We start from the raw sequence: 19892 nt of genomic DNA, 5'->3' as shown, positions 1-19892 counted from the left end.
CCGGAACGGATTTCTTATGGCACTGAGTTTCATCAAACGCGTCTTCACCTTCGGCGACGTCCCCCCCGAACAACAGGTGGAAGATCGCGCTCCGGCACCGATCACAGAAGCGGATGCCGTTCAGGCGGAGCTGGAACCCAAGACGCGCGCGGAAGATCTGCCCGTCGTTGCTGTCGATCCGGTGGCCGCGATCGAGATGGAGACCGCTGGCGGACCGGCGTCGGATGCGCCGGCCGATATGGCTGACGTCGACGAGCCTGTTTCAGAGGCTGACGCAGAGAACGACGCCGCCATTCTCCCGGGTGTCGAGGAAACCTCCGAACTCGGTATCGTGCCGCTGTCGCTGCTCGAAGCCGAAGCGGCGGCAGACGTCACGTCCGCCCCGATCGAGGCGCCGGTTCTGCCCAGGGGCTTTTCCACTGCCAGTGCGGCACCGGAAACCGTCACCATCGTGCCGCCTGCCAAACTCACCTGGTTCCAGCGTCTGCGCGAAGGCCTGTCACGGACCTCGTCGCAGCTGACCGGCCAGATTGCGGCGCTGTTTACCAAGCGCAAGCTGGACGACCAGACGCTCGAGGATCTCGAGGACCTGTTGATCCAGGCCGATCTTGGGGTCGAGACCGCAATGCGGATCACCGGCACGCTGTCTTCCGAACGCTACGGCAAGGACGTGACCGGCGAGGATGTGTCGCGCATCATGTCGGCGGAGATCACCAAGGTGCTGACGCCGGTCGCCAAGCCGCTGCAGCTCGATCTCAGCCACAAGCCGCATGTCATTCTCGTCGTCGGCGTCAACGGCACCGGCAAGACGACGACGATCGGCAAGCTTGCGGCAAAACTTTCGGGCTCGGGGCTTAAGGTGATGCTGGCGGCCGGCGATACGTTCCGTGCCGCTGCCATCGAACAGCTGAAGATCTGGGCCGACCGGACGGGATCTCAGTTTATCGGCACCAAGCTCGGCGCCGATGCGGCAGGCCTTGCCTATGACGCTTTCGAGCAGGCGCGTGCCAACAAGTCGGACGTGCTGATCATCGACACGGCCGGCCGGTTGCAGAACAAGACCGAGCTGATGGCGGAACTCGAAAAGATCGTTCGCGTGCTGAACAAGCTCGATCCGGACGCGCCGCATACGGTGCTGCAGACGCTCGATGCGACGACGGGCCAGAATGCGATGAACCAGGTCGAGATCTTCCGCAATATTGCCGGCGTCAGCGGTCTGATCATGACCAAGCTCGACGGCACCGCGCGCGGCGGTATCCTTGTCGCGATCGCCGCCAAGCACAAGCTGCCGGTCTATTTCGTCGGTGTCGGCGAAGGGGTCGACGATCTCGAGCCTTTCGAGGCCAAGGATTTCGCCGAAGCGATTGCCGGGCTGGCGCCCGCGCCGCATTGATGACACACAGAAACGATTTTGCTCCAGGCAATCACTGGCTTTGAAGTTGGACCCCATGCAGACGATTGAAAGCGACACCAAGCCGACCAAGGACGAGAAGAAGCATCCGGGCCTGAAAATGGCGCTGGAGCTCGGGCCGCTCCTGGTGTTCTTCTTCGGCAACCTGCGCGGCGAATGGCTGGTGCAGAAATTCCCGGCACTTTCGGCCGTCGGCGGCCCGCTTCTGGTGGCAACCGCGCTGTTCATGGTTGCCACGGTGATCTCGCTGGTGATCTCCAAGATCGTCTTCAAGCACCTGCCGGTCATGCCCTTTGTCTCGGGCGTGGTCGTTATGGTATTCGGGTCGCTGTCGATCTGGCTGCAGGACGAAACCTTCATCAAGATGAAGCCGACCATCGTCAACACGCTGTTCGGCGTGGTGCTGCTCGGCGGGCTTTTCTTCGGCAAGTCGCTGCTCGGCTATGTCTTCAACGCCGCCTTCAACCTGAATGAAGAGGGCTGGAGAAAGCTCACCCTGCGCTGGGGGATCTTCTTCCTGTTTCTCGCCGTCCTCAACGAGGTGGTCTGGCGCAATTTCTCCGACGAGGCCTGGGTCAACTTCAAGGTCTGGGGCACGATGCCGATCACCATCCTGTTCACCCTTTCGCAGATGCCGCTGATCATGCGCCACTCCGTCGAAGAGCCGAAAACGGGTTCCGAAGTGTGACTGCCGGGCTCCTGCCCTCAAGCGGTTCATCCGGACGACGCTGGCTTGTCGCAGCGCTGGTGCTGTTTGTGGCGCAGATCCTCATTCTCTACGCGATGGGCCGCGTCCCGATCTGCGAATGCGGCTACATAAAGCTGTTCGAGGCCGAGGTGAATTCGTCGGGCAATTCGCAGCATCTGGGCGACTGGTATGTGCCGTCCCACATCATCCATGGTTTTCTGTTCTACGGGCTCGGATGGCTGATCCTGCGCCGTGCGTCGGTGCCGGCCCGGTTCTCGCTCGCTGTCCTCATCGAGGCCGCGTGGGAGATCGCCGAGAATTCGCCTGTTATCATCGACCGCTACCGGACCGCGACGATGGCGCTTGGCTATTCGGGCGACAGCATCCTCAACTCGGCGATGGACACGGTGTTCATGGCGCTCGGCTTCCTTTTTGCCGCGCGTGCGCCCGTCTGGCTCACGGTGTGCATCGCCCTGTTCTTCGAACTCTTCACCGGCTGGCTGATCCGCGACAACCTGACACTGAATGTGCTGATGCTGGTCTGGCCGGTGGATGCCATCAAGGTTTGGCAAAACGCGCTGTGAGGGGTTGAGCAAGGTTTAGAACCAACAAGTACTGGCTCAGCCTTTTCCCGCTGCCGCCTTCTCGATTGCCGGTAGCAGATCCTGGGTGACGCTGCGGGTGTCGAAGGGGCCGACCTTCTTATAGAGGATGGTGCCGTCGGGGCCTACCAGATAGCTTTCCGGAATGCCGTAGACGCCCCAATCGATCGCGGACTTGCCGTTCGGATCGATGCCGATCGCCTTGTAGGGGTTGCCGAGCTCGCCGAGGAAGCGCAGCGCGTTGTCGTTGCGGTCCTTGTAGTTGATGCCGACGATGGTGAGCCTGTTGTCTTCCGCCAGTTGCTTCAGGATCGGGTGTTCCTGCCGGCAGGGGACGCACCAGGAGGCAAAGACATTGACCAGCGTCAGCTTGCCGGAAATGGCCGAGGAGGTCAGCGCCGCGGTCTGCGAGCCTTCGAGAGGCGGCAGCGCCAGGGACGGCGCTTTCTTGCCGATCAGGGCTGACGGAATGGCGGAGATGTCGCGTCCGTTGACATCCTGGTCGTAGAGCATCTTGCCGGCGACTGCGGCAAAGCCTGCGAAGGCGAGAAGCGGGATGAGCGCGAAGGCGTAACGGGCGAGACCGCGGCGCTTCGGCTGGATGTCCTGCGAGGACGAGGGTTCGGCGCTCATGCCTTGCCGCCTTCCGGGGCCTTTGCCGAGCGGCGGCGGATGCCGGCTGCTTCGAGCTGCGCAAGTTCCCGGCGGCGGGCGCGGCCATCGAGCCAGACCCAGCCGATCAGACAGAGCGAGATGAGGCCGGCAATTCCATAGGACATGGCGATATAGAATGTGTGGCTCATGTCAGGTGCTCTTCTCGATCGTCAGGCCTGGCTTGTCGCCTGCCATTCTTGCTGCCATCCGGCGCTGCGCGGACACGCGGCGACGCCAGATCTCGTTGCGCATGGCAGCGATGTGCAGGGTGAAGAACAGCATCGTGAAGGCGAGTGCCATGACAAGCAGCGGCCGCAGGAACGACGCGTCGATGCTCGATCCGCCCATGCGAATGACGCTTGCCGGCTGATGCAGCGTGTTCCACCAGTCGACCGAGAATTTGATGATCGGAATGTTGACGAAGCCGACGAGGATGAGGATGGCGCAAAGGCGGGCGGCCTTGCCCGGATCGTCCATGGCGCGGTTGAGCGCGATCAGGCCGAGATACATCAGGAAAAGCACGAAGACGGAGGTGAGGCGCGCGTCCCAGACCCACCAGGTTCCCCACATCGGCTTGCCCCAGAGAGAGCCGGTGGCAAGCGCGATCAGCGTGAAAGCGGCGCCAAGCGGGGCAGCAGTCTTGTGGGCAACGTCCGCCAGCGGATGGCGCCAGACCAGCGTGCCGATCGCTGAAAGCGCCATCACCGTGTAGCACATCATCGAAAGCCATGCCGCGGGCACATGCACATACATGATGCGAACCGTCAGCCCCTGCTGATAGTCGCCTTCGCCGGCAAAGCTCAGATAGAGGCCTGCTGCAAATAGAATCGCGGTCACCGCCGACAGCCAAGGTAGGAGGCGCGACGCCAGGCCTATAAACCGGGTCGGGTTGGCGAGATCGCTGAGTTTGGTGATGGCAAGGCTTTCGGACATCTGGGCTTTTCTACTTCAGGGCGAGAAGAGGTTCCATCTAATCAATCGTCGGCGTTTCTCAAAGCGAGTGCCGCGCCAAGGGGGCCAAGCACTGCAAAAAACATCGTGATTGCCACCAGTATCAGAAAAGGTGGCAGGAATGGAGCGGGATCCTCCACCGCCGCATAGGAGGCGCTGACCCCAAAGATCAGCACAGGCACGGCAAGCGGCAGGACGAGGATCGAGACAAGCAGTCCGCCGCGCGGCAGCGTGACCGCAACAGCGGCACCAACGGCACCGATGAAGGTGAGCGCCGGCGTACCGACCAGAAGCGTCAGCATGGTGGCGCCGATCGCCACTTCGTCCATGTTCATGAACAGGCCAAGCAGCGGCGAGGCGATGACCAGCGGCAGGCCGTTGCCGATCCAGTGGGCGAGGCATTTGACGAGCACGGTCAGAACCAGCGGATGTTCCTGCATCAGCATCACGTCGAGCGATCCATCCTCGCGGTCGGTCTGGAACATCCGGTCGAGGCCGAGCAGGGCGGAGAGAAGCGCTCCGATCCAGACGATCGCCGGGCCGATTCGCGACAGAAGGTTGAGATCGGGACCAACACCGAAGGGAATGACGGCGACAACCGTGATGAAAAACAGGACGCCGATCAGCGCGCCACCGCCGGCACGGACGGAAAGCTTCAGGTCGCGCAGAAGGAGAGCGGTCATCACCAGACCTCCTCCGCAAAACCGGCAAAACCCGCCATCTTCAATTCCTGGGCGTTGTCCAGCCCGAGCGGTTGGTGCGTGGCGGCGATCAGGATGCCGCCATTTCGCAGATGTGATTCGATAAGGCCGGTGAACACACGTTCCGCGCTGACATCGAGTGCTGCCGTCGGTTCGTCGAGGATCCAGACCGGCCGAAAGGAGACGAGAAGCTTGGCAAATGCCATGCGCCGCTGCTGGCCGGCGGAAAGATATCCGAACGGAAGATGGGTTATGTCGGAAAGCCCGACCGCATCGGCCGCTTCCTCGACCGGAAGACATTTTCCCTGCGGGGACTGGCCGAAAAACTGCTGCCAGAATGTCAGGTTCTCATGCACCGAAAGCTCGGTTTTCATGGCATTGCGGTGGCCGAGGTAGTGACAGGCTTCGGCTGCCCGCATGCCCTTGTCAGCAGTCTCTGCCTGCCATGTGACGGTGCCGCTTTCGGGGCGCAGGAGGCCTGCCACGACGCGCAGGAGCGTGGATTTGCCCGATCCGTTTTTCCCCGTCAGAACAAGGCTTTCGCCGCCAGACAGTGCGAAGGAGACGCCCTGGAAGATCAGATCTTCGCCGCGCCGGGCGCTCAGATTTTCGGCAATCAGCCGCATATGGTCTATGCCTTTTCGGGCCGGATTAAGCCTTCGATCACACCGCTGCCAAAAAATGTTTGGCGACCTGCGTCAAAGTGTCTGGAACGCTTCTTAGAAATTATCTATAAGCATCGCAACACGCCAGCGGCCGGCGTGATTTTCATCTAGCGCCGAACTTGAGGATCATCAAAAGTCCTTTCGTGCGGACAGCGGAAATGGTCGTACCCGCATCCTGATGTGCATGAAGTGCATAGGCGTCCGCACGCGCGTGTTGGCTCTTACATCAGCGGGGTTTATCCGTGGCTAAATCTGTCGACAGTTTCAATTGTCGCTCCGTCCTTACCGTAGGCGGTAAGGACTATGTCTATTACAGCCTTCCGAAAGCCGAGCAGAATGGTCTGCCGGACGTTTCCAAGCTGCCCTTCTCGATGAAGGTTCTGCTTGAAAACCTGTTGCGCTTCGAAGACGGAAAGTCCGTTACCAAGGACCAGATCCTGTCGGTTGCCGAATGGCTCAACAACAAGGGTCTGGCCGAGGCTGAGATCGCTTATCGTCCAGCCCGCGTGCTGATGCAGGACTTCACCGGCGTTCCGGCAGTCGTCGATCTCGCAGCCATGCGCGACGGCATCAAGGCACTCGGCGGCGATCCTGAAAAGATCAACCCGCTGGTTCCGGTCGATCTCGTCATCGACCACTCGGTCATCGTCGACGAATTCGGCACACCGACTGCTTTTGCCCGCAACGTCGAGCTCGAATACGAGCGCAACGGCGAGCGTTACCGCTTCCTCAAGTGGGGACAGCAGGCGTTCAAGAATTTCCGCGTCGTTCCGCCCGGCACCGGCATCTGCCACCAGGTGAACTTCGAATATCTCGGCCAGACGGTCTGGACCAGTGAAGAAGACGGCGAAACCGTCGCTTATCCGGACACCTGCGTTGGCACCGATTCGCACACGACCATGATCAATGGTCTCGGCGTTCTCGGTTGGGGCGTCGGCGGTATCGAAGCGGAAGCCTCGATGCTCGGCCAGCCTGTCTCCATGCTTCTGCCAGAAGTCATCGGCTTCAAGCTGACCGGCAAGCTCAAGGAAGGCGTCACCGCGACCGACCTCGTGCTGACAGTCGTGCAGATGCTGCGCAAGAAGGGCGTGGTTTCCAAGTTCGTCGAATTCTTCGGCCCAGGCATGGACAACATGCCGGTCGCAGACCGTGCGACGATCGGTAACATGGGTCCGGAATACGGAGCGACTTGCGGCTTCTTCCCGGTCGATGCCGAAACCGTCAGCTACCTCCACATGTCCGGCCGCACCAAGGAGCGCATCGCGCTCGTCGAAGCCTATTCGAAGGCTCAGGGCATGTGGCGCGACACCGACGGTGCCGAGCTGGTCTTCACCGACACGCTGGAACTCGACCTCAACGACGTCGTGCCGTCGATGGCCGGCCCGAAGCGTCCGGAAGGTCGCATCTCGCTCGAGAACATCGCCTCCGGTTTCGCTGGCTCGATGGACACCGACTACAAGAAGCCGGGCCAGCTTGAAAACCGCTACCCGGTTGAAGGCACGGATTACGATCTCGGTCATGGCGATGTGGCGATTGCCGCCATCACGTCCTGCACCAACACATCCAACCCGTCGGTGCTGATCGCGGCTGGCCTTCTCGCCCGCAACGCAGTCGCCAAGGGTCTGACGTCCAAGCCGTGGGTAAAGACGTCGCTTGCACCGGGATCGCAGGTTGTTGGCGAATATCTCGCCAAGTCCGGCCTGCAGGATTCGCTCGATGCGATCGGCTTTAACCTCGTCGGCTTCGGCTGCACGACCTGCATCGGCAATTCCGGTCCTCTGCCGGCGCCGATCTCCAAGACGATCAACGACAAGGGTCTGATTGCTGCCGGCGTTCTTTCCGGCAACCGCAATTTCGAAGGCCGTATTTCGCCTGACGTCCAGGCCAACTACCTGGCTTCGCCGCCGCTCGTCGTCGCTTATGCGCTGGCCGGCTCGGTGCGCAAGGACCTGACCACGGAACCGCTCGGCATCGGCAGCGATGGCCAGCCGGTATTCCTCAAGGATGTCTGGCCGACCTCCAAGGAAGTTCAGGAGTTCATCCAGAAATACGTCACCCGCGAACTGTTCGAGAGCAAGTATGCGGACGTGTTCAAGGGCGACGAGAACTGGCAGGCAGTCCAGATCCCTGACGGCGACACCTATGCATGGGACGACAAGTCGACCTATGTGCAGAACCCGCCGTATTTCGTCGGCATGGGCAAGACGGGAACCGGTCTCAAGAACATCCACGGCGCACGCGTCCTTGGCCTGTTCGGCGACAAGATCACCACCGACCACATCTCGCCGGCCGGTTCGATCAAGGCGGCTTCGCCAGCCGGTGCTTACCTTTCGGAAAACGGCGTCGCCGTTGCCGACTTCAACCAGTACGGCACGCGTCGCGGCAATCATGAAGTCATGATGCGCGGCACGTTCGCCAACATCCGCATCCGCAACCACATGCTCGGCCCGAACGGCAAGGAAGGTGGCTACACCATCCACTATCCGTCCAAGGAAGAGATGTCGATTTACGATGCGGCCATGAAGTACAAGGATGAAGGCACGCCGCTGGTCATCTTTGCCGGCGTCGAATACGGCAATGGTTCCTCGCGTGACTGGGCTGCAAAGGGCACCAACCTGCTCGGCGTCAAGGCGGTCATCGCGCAGTCGTTCGAGCGTATCCACCGCTCCAACCTGGTCGGCATGGGCGTCGTTCCCTTCGTCTTCGAAGAGGGCGTGACCTGGGCCTCGCTCGACCTCAAGGGTGACGAGACGGTCGAGATCGTCGGTCTCGAAGGCGATATCAAGCCGCGCGAATGGAAGATCGCAAAGATCACCTATGGCGACGGTTCGGTGAAGGAAATCAACATCCTCTGCCGCATCGATACGCTGGACGAGGTGATCTACATGAACAACGGCGGCATTCTGCAGACCGTTCTTCGCGACCTGGTCGCCTAATAAACATCATCCACCCGCCGGTCAGACCGGCGGGTGGAATTTTTTTGTGGCGATCGGCTCTCCCTCGTGGCTGCGCTTGTCGCAAGACTTCGTCAGCCCGGATCCCTGGGCTGTACGCTAAATTCCCTGACCAGGTCGGGGATGCGGTGGTGAGCATTTCGCCTTGGCCACCGACGTTAAGGTCTTCATTCCTTGTCCCTCATCATTTTCATCGGCATGGCCGTTACGGTTTTCCTGACGTCGCTTCTGTCTGGGATTTTCGGCATGGCGGGCGGGCTGATCCTCTTGTGGGTGCTCCTGTTTCTCTATCCGGTCGGCACGGCAATCGCGATCCAGGGCGTCATCCAGATGGTCTCCAACGGATCCCGCGCCTGGTTCTCCCGCGCCTATATCGACTGGAAGATCCTCTCGATCCTGTGTTCCGGTGTGGCGGTTTCCGCCCTCATCCTGTTTCTGACGAGCTATACGCCAAGCCTGATCGTGGTCCTGATCGGTGTCGGCCTGATGCCTGTTCTCGTCTGGATACCGGTCAACCGACTGCAGCTCGATGCGTCGCGTCCCTCGCATGCGTTTTTGGCTGGGCTGCTGTCGGGTGGGATGACGATCAGCGTCGGCGTGGCAGGTCCGACGGTCGATATCTTCTTCATTCGCACCGAGATGGACCGGCGCAAGGTCATCGCCACCAAGGCGTCGATCCAGACGATCTCGCATCTGGCAAAGATCGCCTTCTACTGGGATGCCGCTTCGAACCTTCCGACCGTTGACATGGTGGCGGTGCTGATCGCCGCGCCGATCGCCATCCTCGGCGCACGGGCGGGCAACGGTATCCTGCAAAAGATGACGGACGCCAATTTTCGGAGCTGGACCCGATGGGTGGTGACCGGCGTCGGCGCGGTCTACCTGACCCAGGGATTGCTGAGCTTTTTCTAACAGGCGGAACGGGCCGGACACGCGATCGCAGAGAGCGATCACATGTCGGATCCTCACCCGTTCGTGACTTCCTCTTGAACCGGTGCCGCGGTTACTTATCCGGCGTCCCACCGTTATGGCCTTGATTGCCCCTCGCAATCGTGGATAACAAACAACCTATCAAAGGGTTTGCCATTCATGCTGCTTCGTTTTCGCTCCATGGTCCTCGTTGCCGGTCTGCTGATAGCAGGCTCGGCTTCGGCAGGGGAATCGAAGGCCCCGAAGGGCGTCGTGGAACTGTTCACCTCGCAGGGCTGTGCCTCCTGTCCGCCTGCGGACACCACGTTCAGCCAGCTTGTGGCCCAGGGCGACGTCGTGGCGCTGTCCTATCACGTCGACTACTGGAACTATCTCGGCTGGACCGATACGCTTGCCTCCAAAGAGAATACCGAGCGTCAGTACGGCTATGCCAAGACGATGGGCCGCAGCGGCGTGTACACGCCGCAGGCCATCATCAACGGTCGCGACCATGTCAAAGGTACGGACCTGGTCGGCATCAACTCCAAGGTCGATGGTATGCGCAGCAAGGGAGAGGGGCTGGTTGTTCCCGTCTCGGCTGCCATGCACGGAGACGAGATCGAGATCGAGATCGGCGCCGGCAATGCACAGATACCGGCCGAGGCCGAAGTCGTCGTCGCCTACTTCACGAAGAAGCAGCAGGTCGAGGTGACGAAGGGCGAAAACAGCGGCAAGAACATGGATTACTGGCATAGCGTCTACGACGTGCAGTCCGTTGGCATGTGGAACGGCCAGACCATGTCGCTGAAGCTGCCAGGCAAGCTGATGGGCAAGTCCAAGAAGGACGGTTGCGCAATCCTGCTTCAGGCATCGGGCCCGAATGGCGAGCCGGCCGAGATCATCGGCGCAACAATCCTGATGGCCGGGCGCAAGAAGCTGGACGACTGACAGGGCATACCAACACCGCTCACCAGCAAGCTGGTCGCGGAGCGCCGCGCGCTCATTCTTTTCGACGGGAAGTTTGTTGGCGGCCCGGTCCAAATCCACTGGGGGGCTGGGGGTAAGGGTCAGCGAACCGAACCGGGCCAAATGGCGCTAAAGAACGCGCCAAACCAACATCTGCAATCTCGCTTGCAATTCGGGCGCTGTTTTGACCGAAATACGGCTTTCTCAGAAAACATCGCGGCAGCCGGTAACCTGGTATGGCAGCGTTGCAATTTCTAAAATGTCGGGGCACACTGTCACTGCTTTGACATCTATGATTGGGAGTCTTGATGACCGATCAGCCTGAATTTCCGAGGGGCCACCGGCCTCACGATGCTGCCGTCGTCGTCAATCTCAGCGAATACCGACAGAGCCTCGATCCTGCGCCCGTGACATTTCACCGTCGAGAGCTCGACTCCATCCTGTGGATCTATGGTCGGATGGTGGGCGAGGGCGAGTGGAAGGATTACGCGATCGACCACCTGAAGGACAAGGCCGTCTTTTCGATCTTCAAGCGATCGGGAGAGCTGCCGCTGTTCAGGATCGAGAAGAACCCCAAGCTTGCCAACAAGCAGGGTGCCTATTCCGTCATCAACACGAACGGCGTGATCCTGAAGCGTGGTCACGAGCTGCCACAGGTGTTGAAAGTGTTCGACAAGGCGCTGAAGCTCATCGACTGAACTGGTTCACTCGGTGAACAGCGAACCGGGATAGACCGTCGGGTCAGGCGGTGTATCCTTAGCCTCGCCGAGTGCAATCTGCATCAGGACCGTGTCCAGCCACTGACCGTGCTTGAAGCCGGTGCCTTTCAGCGTACCGGTCATTTCGAAGCCTAGGCTCTTGTGGACCGCGACGGATGCGGGGCTTGCGCCACCGATCACGGCCACCATCTGGCGAAAGCCGAGCGCTGTGCAGCGGCTGAGCAGTTCCTGCAGCAGTGCTTTGCCGGCACCCTTTCCACGCGCCCCCGGAGAGAGATAGATCGAATCCTCTACCAGCCAGCGATAGGCCGGCCGCGTGCGGAAGGCGGATGCATAGGCATAGCCGATGAGGACGCCGGCGTCGTCGATGGCGGCGATGTAAGGATAGCCCTTCTCGCGGATGGCGTGGAAGCGCGCGGTCATCTCTTTCAGATCAGGCGGGGTGATCTCGTAGCTTGCGGTGCCGTTCAGCACACTGTCCCGGTAGATGGCCGTGATGGCGGGCAGGTCGTCGGTTGTGACGTCGCGAAGGTGCAGGAGCATGGCAGGACTTGGGGCTTGAGGTGAGGCAGCAAGCCTTATGACGCAGCCTCCCGGCGGGCAACAAAAAAGGCGACCTTGCGGCCGCCTTCTTGTGTGTCGTCTGGTCTGTCGTCCACTCCGTGGATCAGTTGTTACGGTTGCCCATGAACTGAAGCAGGAAGGTGAACAGGTTGATGAAGTCGAGGTAGAGCGTCAGGGCGCCCATGATCGCCTTGCGGCCCATGACCGTCGCATCATCCGCGTCGTAGTACATTTCCTTGATCTTCTGCGTGTCGTAGGCGGTAAGCCCTGCGAAGATCAGCACGCCGATCGCGGAGATCGCGAAGCCGAGTGCCGAAGACGCCAGGAAGATATTCACGATCGAGGCGATGATCAGGCCGAACAGGCCCATGATCAGGAACGAGCCCATTGCCGACAGGCTTCTCTTCGTCGTGTAGCCGTAGAGCGACAGAGCGCCGAACGAAGCTGCGGTCACGAAGAACGTCTGCACGATGCTCTGGCCGGTAAAGACCAGGAATATCGACGACAGCGAAAGACCCATCAGGGCGGCGTAGCCCCAGAATGTTGCCTGCGCGGCGCTTACGCTCATCTTGTTGATCCTGAAGCTCAGGAAGAACACGACAGCGAGCGGCGACAGCATCACGACCCAACGCAGCGGGCTTGCAAACAGCAGCTGGCCGAAGGGGGTCAGCTGGCCATCGGCGACGGCCATCTGCCAGGTCGCAAACGCCGCGATGCCGGTGATCGCCAGGCCGAGTGCCATCAGGTTGTAGACCTTGAGCATATAGGCGCGCAGGCCTTCATCGATCATCGCACCGGACTGCGCACCCGTCTGGGCGGCTCGGTTTTGATAGTTGTTGAAGTCAGCCATAGTATCCTCTTCAAGCTCCGGAATTTGTCACGGTGTCGGGCCCTAACGGTCAGACCCAGGCGCCGCTGCGGAGCCCAGCAAGCCTACCATCAAATATGAGGCGATAACCACGCCTATACAAGGGGGAAGGAACGCAATGGATCCCAAAGCTCCCGATCACAATTCCCGGAGGACCGGCGCCGCCTTCTGGCCGAGCACCCGCCATGTGCCGATAAGCCCAATGCCGACGGTCAGCACCAGCGAGGCCACAACTGTGATGATCGCCACATCCGGCAGGAAGGTCGAGGGAAGGCGCATGATGCGCGACACGATGAACCAGGCGGATACGCCGCCGGCCAGAAGCGCAAACACGGCGGTGGCGAAGCCGAGGATCATGTATTCGTAGCTAAAGGCACGAATGAGCATGGATCTCGTTCCGCCCAGCGTCTTCAGGATCACGGCATCGTGGGTACGGGCGCGGTTTCCGGCCGCGAGCGCCCCGGCAAGCACCAGCACCGAAGCGATCAGCGCCACGGCGGCAGCTGCCCGGATCGCGGTTGCCAGCTGGCCGATCAACTGGTCGACGATATCGATCGCATCCTTGACCCTAACACTCGTGATGGTCGGATAGGCATTGCTGACGGAGCGCAGGATTGTCGCTTCCTGCTGCGCCGTTGCCGATGGATCGGTGAGGGTCGCAAGCCAGGCATGCGGCGCGCCGCGGAACGTGTTGGGCGAGAAGACCATGACGAAGTTGATGGACAGCGATTCCCATTCGACGTTGCGGAAACTGGAGATCTTGGCGGTGATGTTGCGGCCGAGCACGTTGACGGTGACCGTATCACCGAGTTTCAGTCCGAGTTCGCCTGCCTCTTCCGCCGAAAATGAAACGAGAGGCTCGCCGTCATAGTCGGCCGGCCACCATTCACCCTGCGTCAGGGTCGAGCTTTCCGGCTTGTTCTTGGCGTAAGTGATGCCGCGATCGCCGCGCAGAACCCAACGGCCCTTTGCCGGAACATTCATCTGACTGACATCCTGACCGTTGAAGGCGAGGATGCGACCCCGCAGCATCGGCACCTCGAACAGCTTGGCGCCGGGTGCCTGCTCCTGCAGCAGCTTGCGGAAACCATCGACTTCGGCGCTCTGGACATCGACGAAGAAGAAGTTCGGCGCGTTGCGGGCGATGTTGCCGGTCAGCTGGTTGCGCATGTTGCCGTCGATCAGCGCCAGCGTCACCAGGAGTGCCAGACCGAGGCCGAGCGAGAGCACGACCGAGGGCGTCAGGGCGCCGGGACGGTGGATATTGCCGAGTGCCAGCCTCAAGGCCGGCGAACTGACGCGCGGGGCACGACGGGCAAGCCACGCGATCAGCGCTGCCACAAGCCGCAGCAGCACGAAGGCGCAGGCGACCGCGCCGAGGAAGACCGACGCAACGAAGTGATTATCGGAGGAGAAGATCGCAAGGATCGCGAGAGCGGCGAGTGCTGCGCCGGCCGCTGCCAGATACGGCCAGGATGGAAGGCGGCCCGTGTCGAAACTCTGTTCTCTGAACAAAGCTGTGGCAGGGACCTCGCGGGCATGTCCAAGCGGCAGAATGGCGAAGGCAAAGGTGATCAGCAGACCGAACAGGGCGGCAAGCCCAAGCGCCGACGGATAGATGTTGATGCCATCGGGTACCGGAAGCACGCCTTCGAGAAAGCGCAGTGCCACGATGGGCGAAACGGCGCCGATGACGAGGCCGGCCAGAATGCCGATCACTGCCAGAACCATGATCTGGAACAGGTAGATCAGCGTGACAACGGTTGCGGGTGCGCCGAGGCACTTGAACGTGGCGATCGTGGTGCGTTTGGCATCGAGGAAGGCCCGCACGGCGTTCGCCACGCCGACACCACCGACGATCAGTGCGGTGAGGCCGACCAGCGTCAGAAATTGCGAGAAGCGCTCGACGTTTTCGGTAAGCGACGGGGCAGCGCGGTCGCTGCTTCGGATCGACCAGCCGGCGGCCGGGAATTCGCGGTTGGCGCGATCGGCCAACCCGGTTCGGCTGGCAGGATCACGCAGCTTGATCTTGTAGGCGTGTTCGACAAGGCTGCCGTTTGCCATCAAACCCGACGCCTGCAGCGCTTCCCGGCTGACCATCAGGCGGGGCGCAAAGCCGAAGCCATCGGACACCGCGTCCGGTTCCGAGGCGATCGTGCCGCGCAGGACGAGCCTGATATTGCCGAGCAACAGTTCGTCGCCGGTCTTGATGCCGAGGCGCTCGAGCAGAAGCGGAGCGGCCAGTGCGCCGAAGGTCTCGCCCTGTTTGGCGACGAGTTCCTGCAGGGGCGCGGCCGGCTCGGCCTTAAACTCTCCGTAGAGTGGATAGGCGCCGTCGACGGCCTTGACCTCGACCAGCGCCTGTTCGGATCCATCCGGCTTGCGGGCCATGGAGCGCAGGCCGGTTGAGACAGACATTTCGCCGAGCCCGCTCAAGAAGGCGCGTTCCTGTTCGGTCGCTTCGCGGTTGTTCAGCTCAAAACGAATATCGCCTGCAAGCAGCTGCTGGCCCTGGCCGGCAATCGCTTCGGTAATGGCGCGCGAAACGGAATTGACGGCGGCGATGGAGCCGGTGCCAAGGGCGATGCAGGCGAGGAAGATGTAGAAGCCGCTAAGGCCACCGCGAATTTCCCGCAATGCCAGGCGCAGTGCAATTTTCAGCCGAGGGACCGCGACCATCATACGGATGCGACCTGAACGGCCGGAGCGCCTGCTCCGTCGTCGATGATTTCGCCGGAGCGGACGCGGATCTGGCGTGAGCAGCGGGCAGCGAGCGAAATGTCATGGGTGACGAGGATCATCGTCATGCCGCGCTCGGCCTGCTTGGAAAACAGAAGGTCGGCGATCTGGCGCCCGGTCTCGGTATCGAGATTGCCGGTCGGTTCGTCCGCGATCAGCACGGCGGGCGAGGGGGCAAGCGCGCGGGCGATCGCCACGCGCTGCTGCTCGCCGCCGGAGAGCTGGCCGGGATAATGGTGCAGGCGTTCACCCAGGCCAACGGCTGTCAGCTCGCGGCGGGCGATCTCGAACGGATCCTTCGCATTTGCAAGCTCCAGCGGGACCGCGACGTTTTCGAGCGCGGTCATGTTGGCGATGAGGTGAAACGACTGGAAGACGATACCGATATTGCGGCCGCGGAAATCCGCCAGCGCATCTTCGGAAAGGTTGTGAAGCGCCTGGCCGTTAATGACGATCTCGCCGCTGTCGAGGCGTTCAAGGCCGGCCAGCACCATCAGCAGTGTCGATTTGCCGGAACCGGAGGGACCAACGATGCCGACCGCTTCTCCTGTGTCGACGTCAAGATCCATGCTCTTCAAAACGTGAACGGATGCCGCCGCGCTGCCGAGGGTGAGATCGGCTTTTCGCAGCGTGATGATGGTTTTAGTCAATGCAGACCGTCCTATATAGGCTTCAAGAGCAATTCATGCCGCGCTGCGGTTAAGCCCAAATCTAGGAGACCGATCGTGCGTTTTAAAGCAAGACCGCTTCAATTCCTCGTCATGATACTGGCAGCACTGACCGCAGCCCCGGCTTTTGCCCAGGACAAGACCCTCCAGATCGTCGGTTTTGGAGACAGTCTGATGGCCGGTTACCAACTGGCGCCGGCAGAATCCTACACCGCCCAGCTCGAGGCAGCGCTGAGAGCGAAGGGCCTCAATGTGGCGATCAACAATGCCGGCGTGTCCGGCGATACCAGTTCCGGCGGGCTTGGACGCATCGACTGGTCGGTTCCAGATGGCACTGATGGCGTGATCCTTGAGCTTGGCGCCAATGATGCGCTGCGCGGCATCGCACCCGAGCAGACGGAAAAGAACCTCGATGCGATGATCACGCGGCTGAAGGCGCGCAACATTGCGATCTATCTGGTTGGCATCATGGCGCCGCCGAACATGGGCAGCGACTATGCGCAGAAGTTCAACCCGATCTACGAAAGGCTCGCCAAGAAACACGCGCTGCCGCTCTATCCGTTCTTCCTCGATGGCGTGACCACTGTTGCCGGAATGCAGCTCGAAGACGGCATGCATCCAAACGCAAAGGGTGTCGCGGCCATGGTCGAAAAGAGCCTTCCTTCGGTCGAAGCCTTCCTTGGGGACATCGGTAGTCAGCAAAAATAATATCTTGCGCGGAAGCGAGTTGCATGTTCCGCTGTTAGCATCTGCAAAAGATTCGAGGAGGTCCCTATGCCGAGACTTTTCATCGCCCTCGAAGTTCCACGCAATGTCGCGATGAGCCTGTCGCTGCTCCGTGGCGGCATCCCCGGCGCACGGTGGATCGATGTGGAGAACTATCACATCACCCTTCGCTTCATCGGCGATATCGACGGACGGACCGCAGACGAGATCGTCGACCGGCTGGACCGGATCGACCGTCCGGAATTCCAGCTAAAGCTGACAGGTATCGGTTCGTTCGGGTCCAAGAAGCCGCATTCGATCTTTGCCGGTGTCTCCCCGTCGCCCGAACTTCACGCGCTGCAGGGGGAAACCGAGCGGATCTGCCAGCGTCTCGGACTGGCGCCGGATCCGCGGAAATTCACGCCGCATGTCACTCTGGCACGTCTCAAACACTGCCGACTCGATGAAGTCGTACATTACCTTTCAGGGCGCGGGAATTTTCACACCGCGCCCTTTGTCGTTCCGCGTTTCGTGCTGATGTCTTCCAAGGAATCCTGCGGTGGCGGGCCCTACCTGACGGAGGAAATCTTCCCGCTGCGCGAGCTCAGCTACGGCTATGCCCAGGACGAGATGGAAACAGCCGAGCACCGTTTCTAGTCTCTGGCGAAGGTATGCTGATGGCTTATGAGGTGCTGGACAGAGAAGCGATCGAGCGCGAGATCGCCACTCTCGATGGCTGGACGATGGGCCCTGATGGCGACGCGATCACGAGGAGCTTTGTCTTTGCGTCGTTTCGCCAAGCCTTCGGGTTCATGGCGGAATGCGCGTTGGCGGCTGAAAAACTCGACCATCATCCGGACTGGTCCAACAGCTATTCGCGTGTCGAGGTGCAACTCACCACCCATGCGAAGAAGGGGCTGACAGGTCGTGATTTTAAGCTGGCGCGAGCCATGGACGAGGCATTTCGCGCACGGATCGTCACGCCCCGGAATTGAACTTCACACCGGCATTCCCATATGCTGATGCATTGAAGCGAGCATCTGGAGTGACGGAATGAGCGTGGATGACGTCAAGATCGGCGAGATCCTTCTGCCCGGCGACGAAAAAACGCAGGATCGCCGGGAAAAGCAGGTGCGTGCCAGGTTCTGGCCGACGATGCGGCGAGCCGCGCGGCAAATTCCATTCAGCCGCGATCTGGTCGCCGCCTATTACTGCGCCGTGGACCGAAAAACACCCTTGCGCGTTCGCGGGACCTTGCTGGCAGCGCTCGCCTATTTCATTCTCCCCATCGACATCGTCCCGGATTTCTTTGCGGTCGTCGGCTTCAGCGATGATATCGCGGTTCTTGCTGCGGCCCTGCGCATGATCCAGGGCCATATCAACGACGGACATTACGACGCAGCAGACAGCGCGCTTGCCGATCACCCCGATATTGCAGCCGGAATGAAGACGAGCGGCTGATCCGGCCGCCCCGCCGCTTCAGTTCGGTGAAGTCTCTTCCAGTGCTCGCCGCAGGCGCTCGAACGCCAGCCTGATGCGCGACTTTACGGTGCCCAGCGGAAGCCCGGTCGAAGCGGCGATTTCGGAATGGGACTGACCCAGGAAAAAGGCCGCCCGCACCAGCTTCATCTGCTCGTCCGGAATCTGAGAAAGGGCATCACGGACTCTCTCGTCGCGCTCCTTGCTTTCAAACAAGGTGTCGACGCCCGGTACCTCCGCCAAGGCAAGAAATGTCTCCTGGCCGTCAAACTTGCGGTTTCGGGCGCGGCGCTTTGCATCGATGTGGCGGTTTCGTGCGACCCGGAACAGCCAGGTCGACAGGCTTGATCTTGCGGGATCATAGAGGCTGGCACGATGCCAAAGGATGGTCATGACATCCTGGACGAGTTCTTCTGCCTCGTCCGAATTCATGCCGCGCTTCATCAGCCAGGATTTCAGGCGTGGCGCGAAATGATCAAAAAGCGCAGTGAACGCGTCTTGATCACGCGTTGCAGCCACTGCCCTGACCAGGCGGGCGAAGCGGTCTCTCTCGTCCCCTAGCATCTAACCGGCAGTAGGCTTTCTTTGTGAGTAGGCGTCAGCTTTGCGACTATCCTACCGTATCGGTAGAAAAACGGGTAGCGGTTTTAAGCAGGATTTATACGTAGTTTCAAAGTGCTGCGGCCTGCGTCATCGGACGGACAAACTCTTGCCCAAATCGTTGTTGAGTGATGCGCCCAGAAAACCCGACGTCTGGAACGGGCATCATCAAACGCAACCCTGCGCCGCATTCGACCACATCCCGGTTCACTACATATTCAGCATCCAACCGATAGTGTTGACTCTTTGGTAACCGGAATGAAGTCAAAATGGGACCCGACCGTTGGGACGCCGCATATGACGCCCAGACATGACGCCGAGAAGGCATGTCCGTACTGGCCCGGCTCGGGCCCTTGAAATTACGAAAATTGGCAGGAGATCATGGCCGCTAGAACCGTCGCAATCGCATTGGCGCTTACTCTCGCCGGAATTGGCGCAGGACTTGGCGCCGGCACGGGTACCGCTTCCGCCCAGACGCCGAACCGCATCCAGCAGTTCAAGGCGTGGGGTGCGTATTCCTACAAGCAGGGCGCGGCTACGGTCTGCTACGTCTTGTCCGTCCCGACGACCAAGGAGCCTGCAAGCGTCGATCACGGCGATATCTTCTTCATCGTGTCGCAGCGCCCGGGCCAGAACATCTCCTACGAACCGCAGGCGATGATGGGCTACACGATGCAGACCAATTCCAAGGTCACCGTGACGATCGACAACAAGAACTTCACGATGTTCACCAAGGACAAGGCCGCTTGGGTCGAGAACGCCGCCGAAGAACCGGCTCTCGTTGCAGCGATGCGCACCGGTCAGAAGATGAGCGTCAGCGCCGTATCCGGTCGCGGCACCAAGACGTCCTACGCCTATTCGCTGCAGGGCATTTCAGCAGCTCTGAAGCAGGTCGAATCCTGCAAGTAAGCAGAGATTGCCACCACCGCATTGGAAGGCCGGTCATCGACCGGCCTTTTGCGTTTGACGAAGAATAGTGACGTGGCGTCGTTTTGATGATAAAGCGCCCGTCAAGATTAGTCCTGCGCGACCGTTCCTCGGAACGTCGC

Annotated in this window: 22 protein-coding genes; 12 read left to right on the top strand and 10 right to left on the bottom strand. The window is 60.7% G+C overall.

The window, feature by feature from the left end:
* The first annotated feature begins 16 nt into the window (after positions 1–16).
* Genes ftsY through J3A65_RS16650 form a run of 3 tightly spaced genes read left to right on the top strand, consistent with a single transcriptional unit; the run spans position 17 to position 2683 of the window.
* Entirely contained in the window at positions 17–1393 is a 1377-nt protein-coding gene (gene ftsY / locus J3A65_RS16660) for a signal recognition particle-docking protein FtsY (protein WP_209902353.1), read from the top strand.
* A 55-nt stretch (positions 1394–1448) separates the two neighbouring features.
* Entirely contained in the window at positions 1449–2099 is a 651-nt protein-coding gene (locus J3A65_RS16655) for a septation protein A (protein WP_209902351.1), read from the top strand.
* A complete protein-coding gene (locus tag J3A65_RS16650; protein WP_209902349.1) occupies positions 2096–2683 on the top strand; it encodes a DUF2585 domain-containing protein in 588 nt (195 codons plus the stop codon). Before J3A65_RS16655 ends, J3A65_RS16650 begins: the two co-directional genes overlap by 4 nt.
* A 36-nt stretch (positions 2684–2719) precedes the next feature.
* On the opposite strand, the gene J3A65_RS16645 is transcribed toward J3A65_RS16650, so the two are convergent.
* The 5 genes from J3A65_RS16645 to ccmA are packed head-to-tail and all read right to left on the bottom strand — an operon-like array spanning position 2720 to position 5633.
* Positions 2720–3334: a DsbE family thiol:disulfide interchange protein gene (locus J3A65_RS16645; RefSeq protein ID WP_209902347.1), complete on the bottom strand. Its 615-nt coding sequence runs from the start codon at positions 3332–3334 to the stop codon at positions 2720–2722.
* Positions 3331–3504 (bottom strand): heme exporter protein CcmD, encoded by a 174-nt coding sequence (gene ccmD / locus J3A65_RS16640; protein WP_209902345.1) that lies wholly within the window; start codon positions 3502–3504, stop codon positions 3331–3333. Before ccmD ends, J3A65_RS16645 begins: the two co-directional genes overlap by 4 nt.
* 1 nt (position 3505) lies before the next feature.
* Entirely contained in the window at positions 3506–4288 is a 783-nt protein-coding gene (locus tag J3A65_RS16635; RefSeq protein WP_209902343.1) for a heme ABC transporter permease, read from the bottom strand.
* 41 nt (positions 4289–4329) lie between these two features.
* Positions 4330–4989: a heme exporter protein CcmB gene (gene ccmB / locus J3A65_RS16630; RefSeq protein ID WP_192077855.1), complete on the bottom strand. Its 660-nt coding sequence runs from the start codon at positions 4987–4989 to the stop codon at positions 4330–4332.
* Complete coding sequence (ccmA, locus tag J3A65_RS16625; RefSeq protein ID WP_209902340.1) at positions 4989–5633, bottom strand: heme ABC exporter ATP-binding protein CcmA; 645 nt, start codon at positions 5631–5633, stop codon at positions 4989–4991. Before ccmA ends, ccmB begins: the two co-directional genes overlap by 1 nt.
* Before the next feature lie 281 nt (positions 5634–5914).
* Between ccmA and acnA the strand changes: the two genes are divergently transcribed.
* The 4 genes from acnA to J3A65_RS16605 all read left to right on the top strand — a co-directional run bounded on the left by acnA (position 5915) and on the right by J3A65_RS16605 (position 11199).
* Positions 5915–8608: an aconitate hydratase AcnA gene (acnA, locus tag J3A65_RS16620; protein ID WP_062462356.1), complete on the top strand. Its 2694-nt coding sequence runs from the start codon at positions 5915–5917 to the stop codon at positions 8606–8608.
* A 192-nt stretch (positions 8609–8800) separates the two neighbouring features.
* The gene (locus J3A65_RS16615; RefSeq protein WP_209902338.1) at positions 8801–9538 is read left to right on the top strand and encodes a sulfite exporter TauE/SafE family protein; all 738 of its coding nucleotides are present in this window, start codon (positions 8801–8803) and stop codon (positions 9536–9538) included.
* 177 nt (positions 9539–9715) lie between these two features.
* Positions 9716–10483 carry a thioredoxin family protein gene (locus J3A65_RS16610; RefSeq protein ID WP_062462362.1) on the top strand — a complete coding sequence of 256 codons (768 nt, stop codon included), beginning with the start codon at positions 9716–9718 and terminating at the stop codon, positions 10481–10483.
* Between the two features lie 326 nt (positions 10484–10809).
* A complete protein-coding gene (locus J3A65_RS16605) occupies positions 10810–11199 on the top strand; it encodes a DUF2794 domain-containing protein (protein ID WP_062462366.1) in 390 nt (129 codons plus the stop codon).
* A gap of 6 nt (positions 11200–11205) precedes the next feature.
* Here the strand turns inward: J3A65_RS16605 and J3A65_RS16600 are convergent, their stop codons facing one another.
* The 4 genes from J3A65_RS16600 to J3A65_RS16585 form a co-directional block, all read right to left on the bottom strand.
* Complete coding sequence (locus J3A65_RS16600; RefSeq protein ID WP_209902335.1) at positions 11206–11763, bottom strand: GNAT family N-acetyltransferase; 558 nt, start codon at positions 11761–11763, stop codon at positions 11206–11208.
* A gap of 124 nt (positions 11764–11887) precedes the next feature.
* Positions 11888–12634 (bottom strand): Bax inhibitor-1/YccA family protein, encoded by a 747-nt coding sequence (locus tag J3A65_RS16595; protein WP_062581634.1) that lies wholly within the window; start codon positions 12632–12634, stop codon positions 11888–11890.
* A 156-nt stretch (positions 12635–12790) separates the two neighbouring features.
* A complete protein-coding gene (locus tag J3A65_RS16590; RefSeq protein ID WP_209902333.1) occupies positions 12791–15334 on the bottom strand; it encodes an ABC transporter permease in 2544 nt (847 codons plus the stop codon).
* Positions 15331–16041 (bottom strand): ABC transporter ATP-binding protein, encoded by a 711-nt coding sequence (locus J3A65_RS16585; protein WP_113111718.1) that lies wholly within the window; start codon positions 16039–16041, stop codon positions 15331–15333. The genes J3A65_RS16590 and J3A65_RS16585 overlap by 4 nt, the downstream gene beginning before the upstream one ends.
* 75 nt (positions 16042–16116) lie before the next feature.
* Between J3A65_RS16585 and J3A65_RS16580 the strand changes: the two genes are divergently transcribed.
* The 4 genes from J3A65_RS16580 to J3A65_RS16565 all read left to right on the top strand — a co-directional run bounded on the left by J3A65_RS16580 (position 16117) and on the right by J3A65_RS16565 (position 18225).
* The gene (locus J3A65_RS16580) at positions 16117–16767 is read left to right on the top strand and encodes an arylesterase (RefSeq protein ID WP_113167784.1); all 651 of its coding nucleotides are present in this window, start codon (positions 16117–16119) and stop codon (positions 16765–16767) included.
* 66 nt (positions 16768–16833) lie between these two features.
* A complete protein-coding gene (gene thpR / locus J3A65_RS16575) occupies positions 16834–17421 on the top strand; it encodes an RNA 2',3'-cyclic phosphodiesterase (RefSeq protein ID WP_092659293.1) in 588 nt (195 codons plus the stop codon).
* A gap of 20 nt (positions 17422–17441) precedes the next feature.
* A complete protein-coding gene (locus J3A65_RS16570) occupies positions 17442–17759 on the top strand; it encodes a 4a-hydroxytetrahydrobiopterin dehydratase (RefSeq protein WP_209903575.1) in 318 nt (105 codons plus the stop codon).
* A 64-nt stretch (positions 17760–17823) separates the two neighbouring features.
* Positions 17824–18225 (top strand): YkvA family protein, encoded by a 402-nt coding sequence (locus J3A65_RS16565; RefSeq protein ID WP_062462639.1) that lies wholly within the window; start codon positions 17824–17826, stop codon positions 18223–18225.
* An 18-nt stretch (positions 18226–18243) separates the two neighbouring features.
* Here the strand turns inward: J3A65_RS16565 and J3A65_RS16560 are convergent, their stop codons facing one another.
* Positions 18244–18807: a sigma-70 family RNA polymerase sigma factor gene (locus tag J3A65_RS16560; protein ID WP_062462388.1), complete on the bottom strand. Its 564-nt coding sequence runs from the start codon at positions 18805–18807 to the stop codon at positions 18244–18246.
* Between the two features lie 417 nt (positions 18808–19224).
* Between J3A65_RS16560 and J3A65_RS16555 the strand changes: the two genes are divergently transcribed.
* On the top strand, positions 19225–19752 hold the full coding sequence (locus J3A65_RS16555) for an invasion associated locus B family protein (RefSeq protein ID WP_062462391.1): 528 nt from the start codon (positions 19225–19227) through the stop codon (positions 19750–19752).
* Positions 19753–19892 lie beyond the last annotated feature (140 nt).

It is taken from the genome of Rhizobium sp. PvP014, from assembly GCF_017876855.1.
Lineage (GTDB): Bacteria > Pseudomonadota > Alphaproteobacteria > Rhizobiales > Rhizobiaceae > Neorhizobium > Neorhizobium soli.
This window is presented reverse-complemented; position numbering and strand designations above follow the sequence as displayed.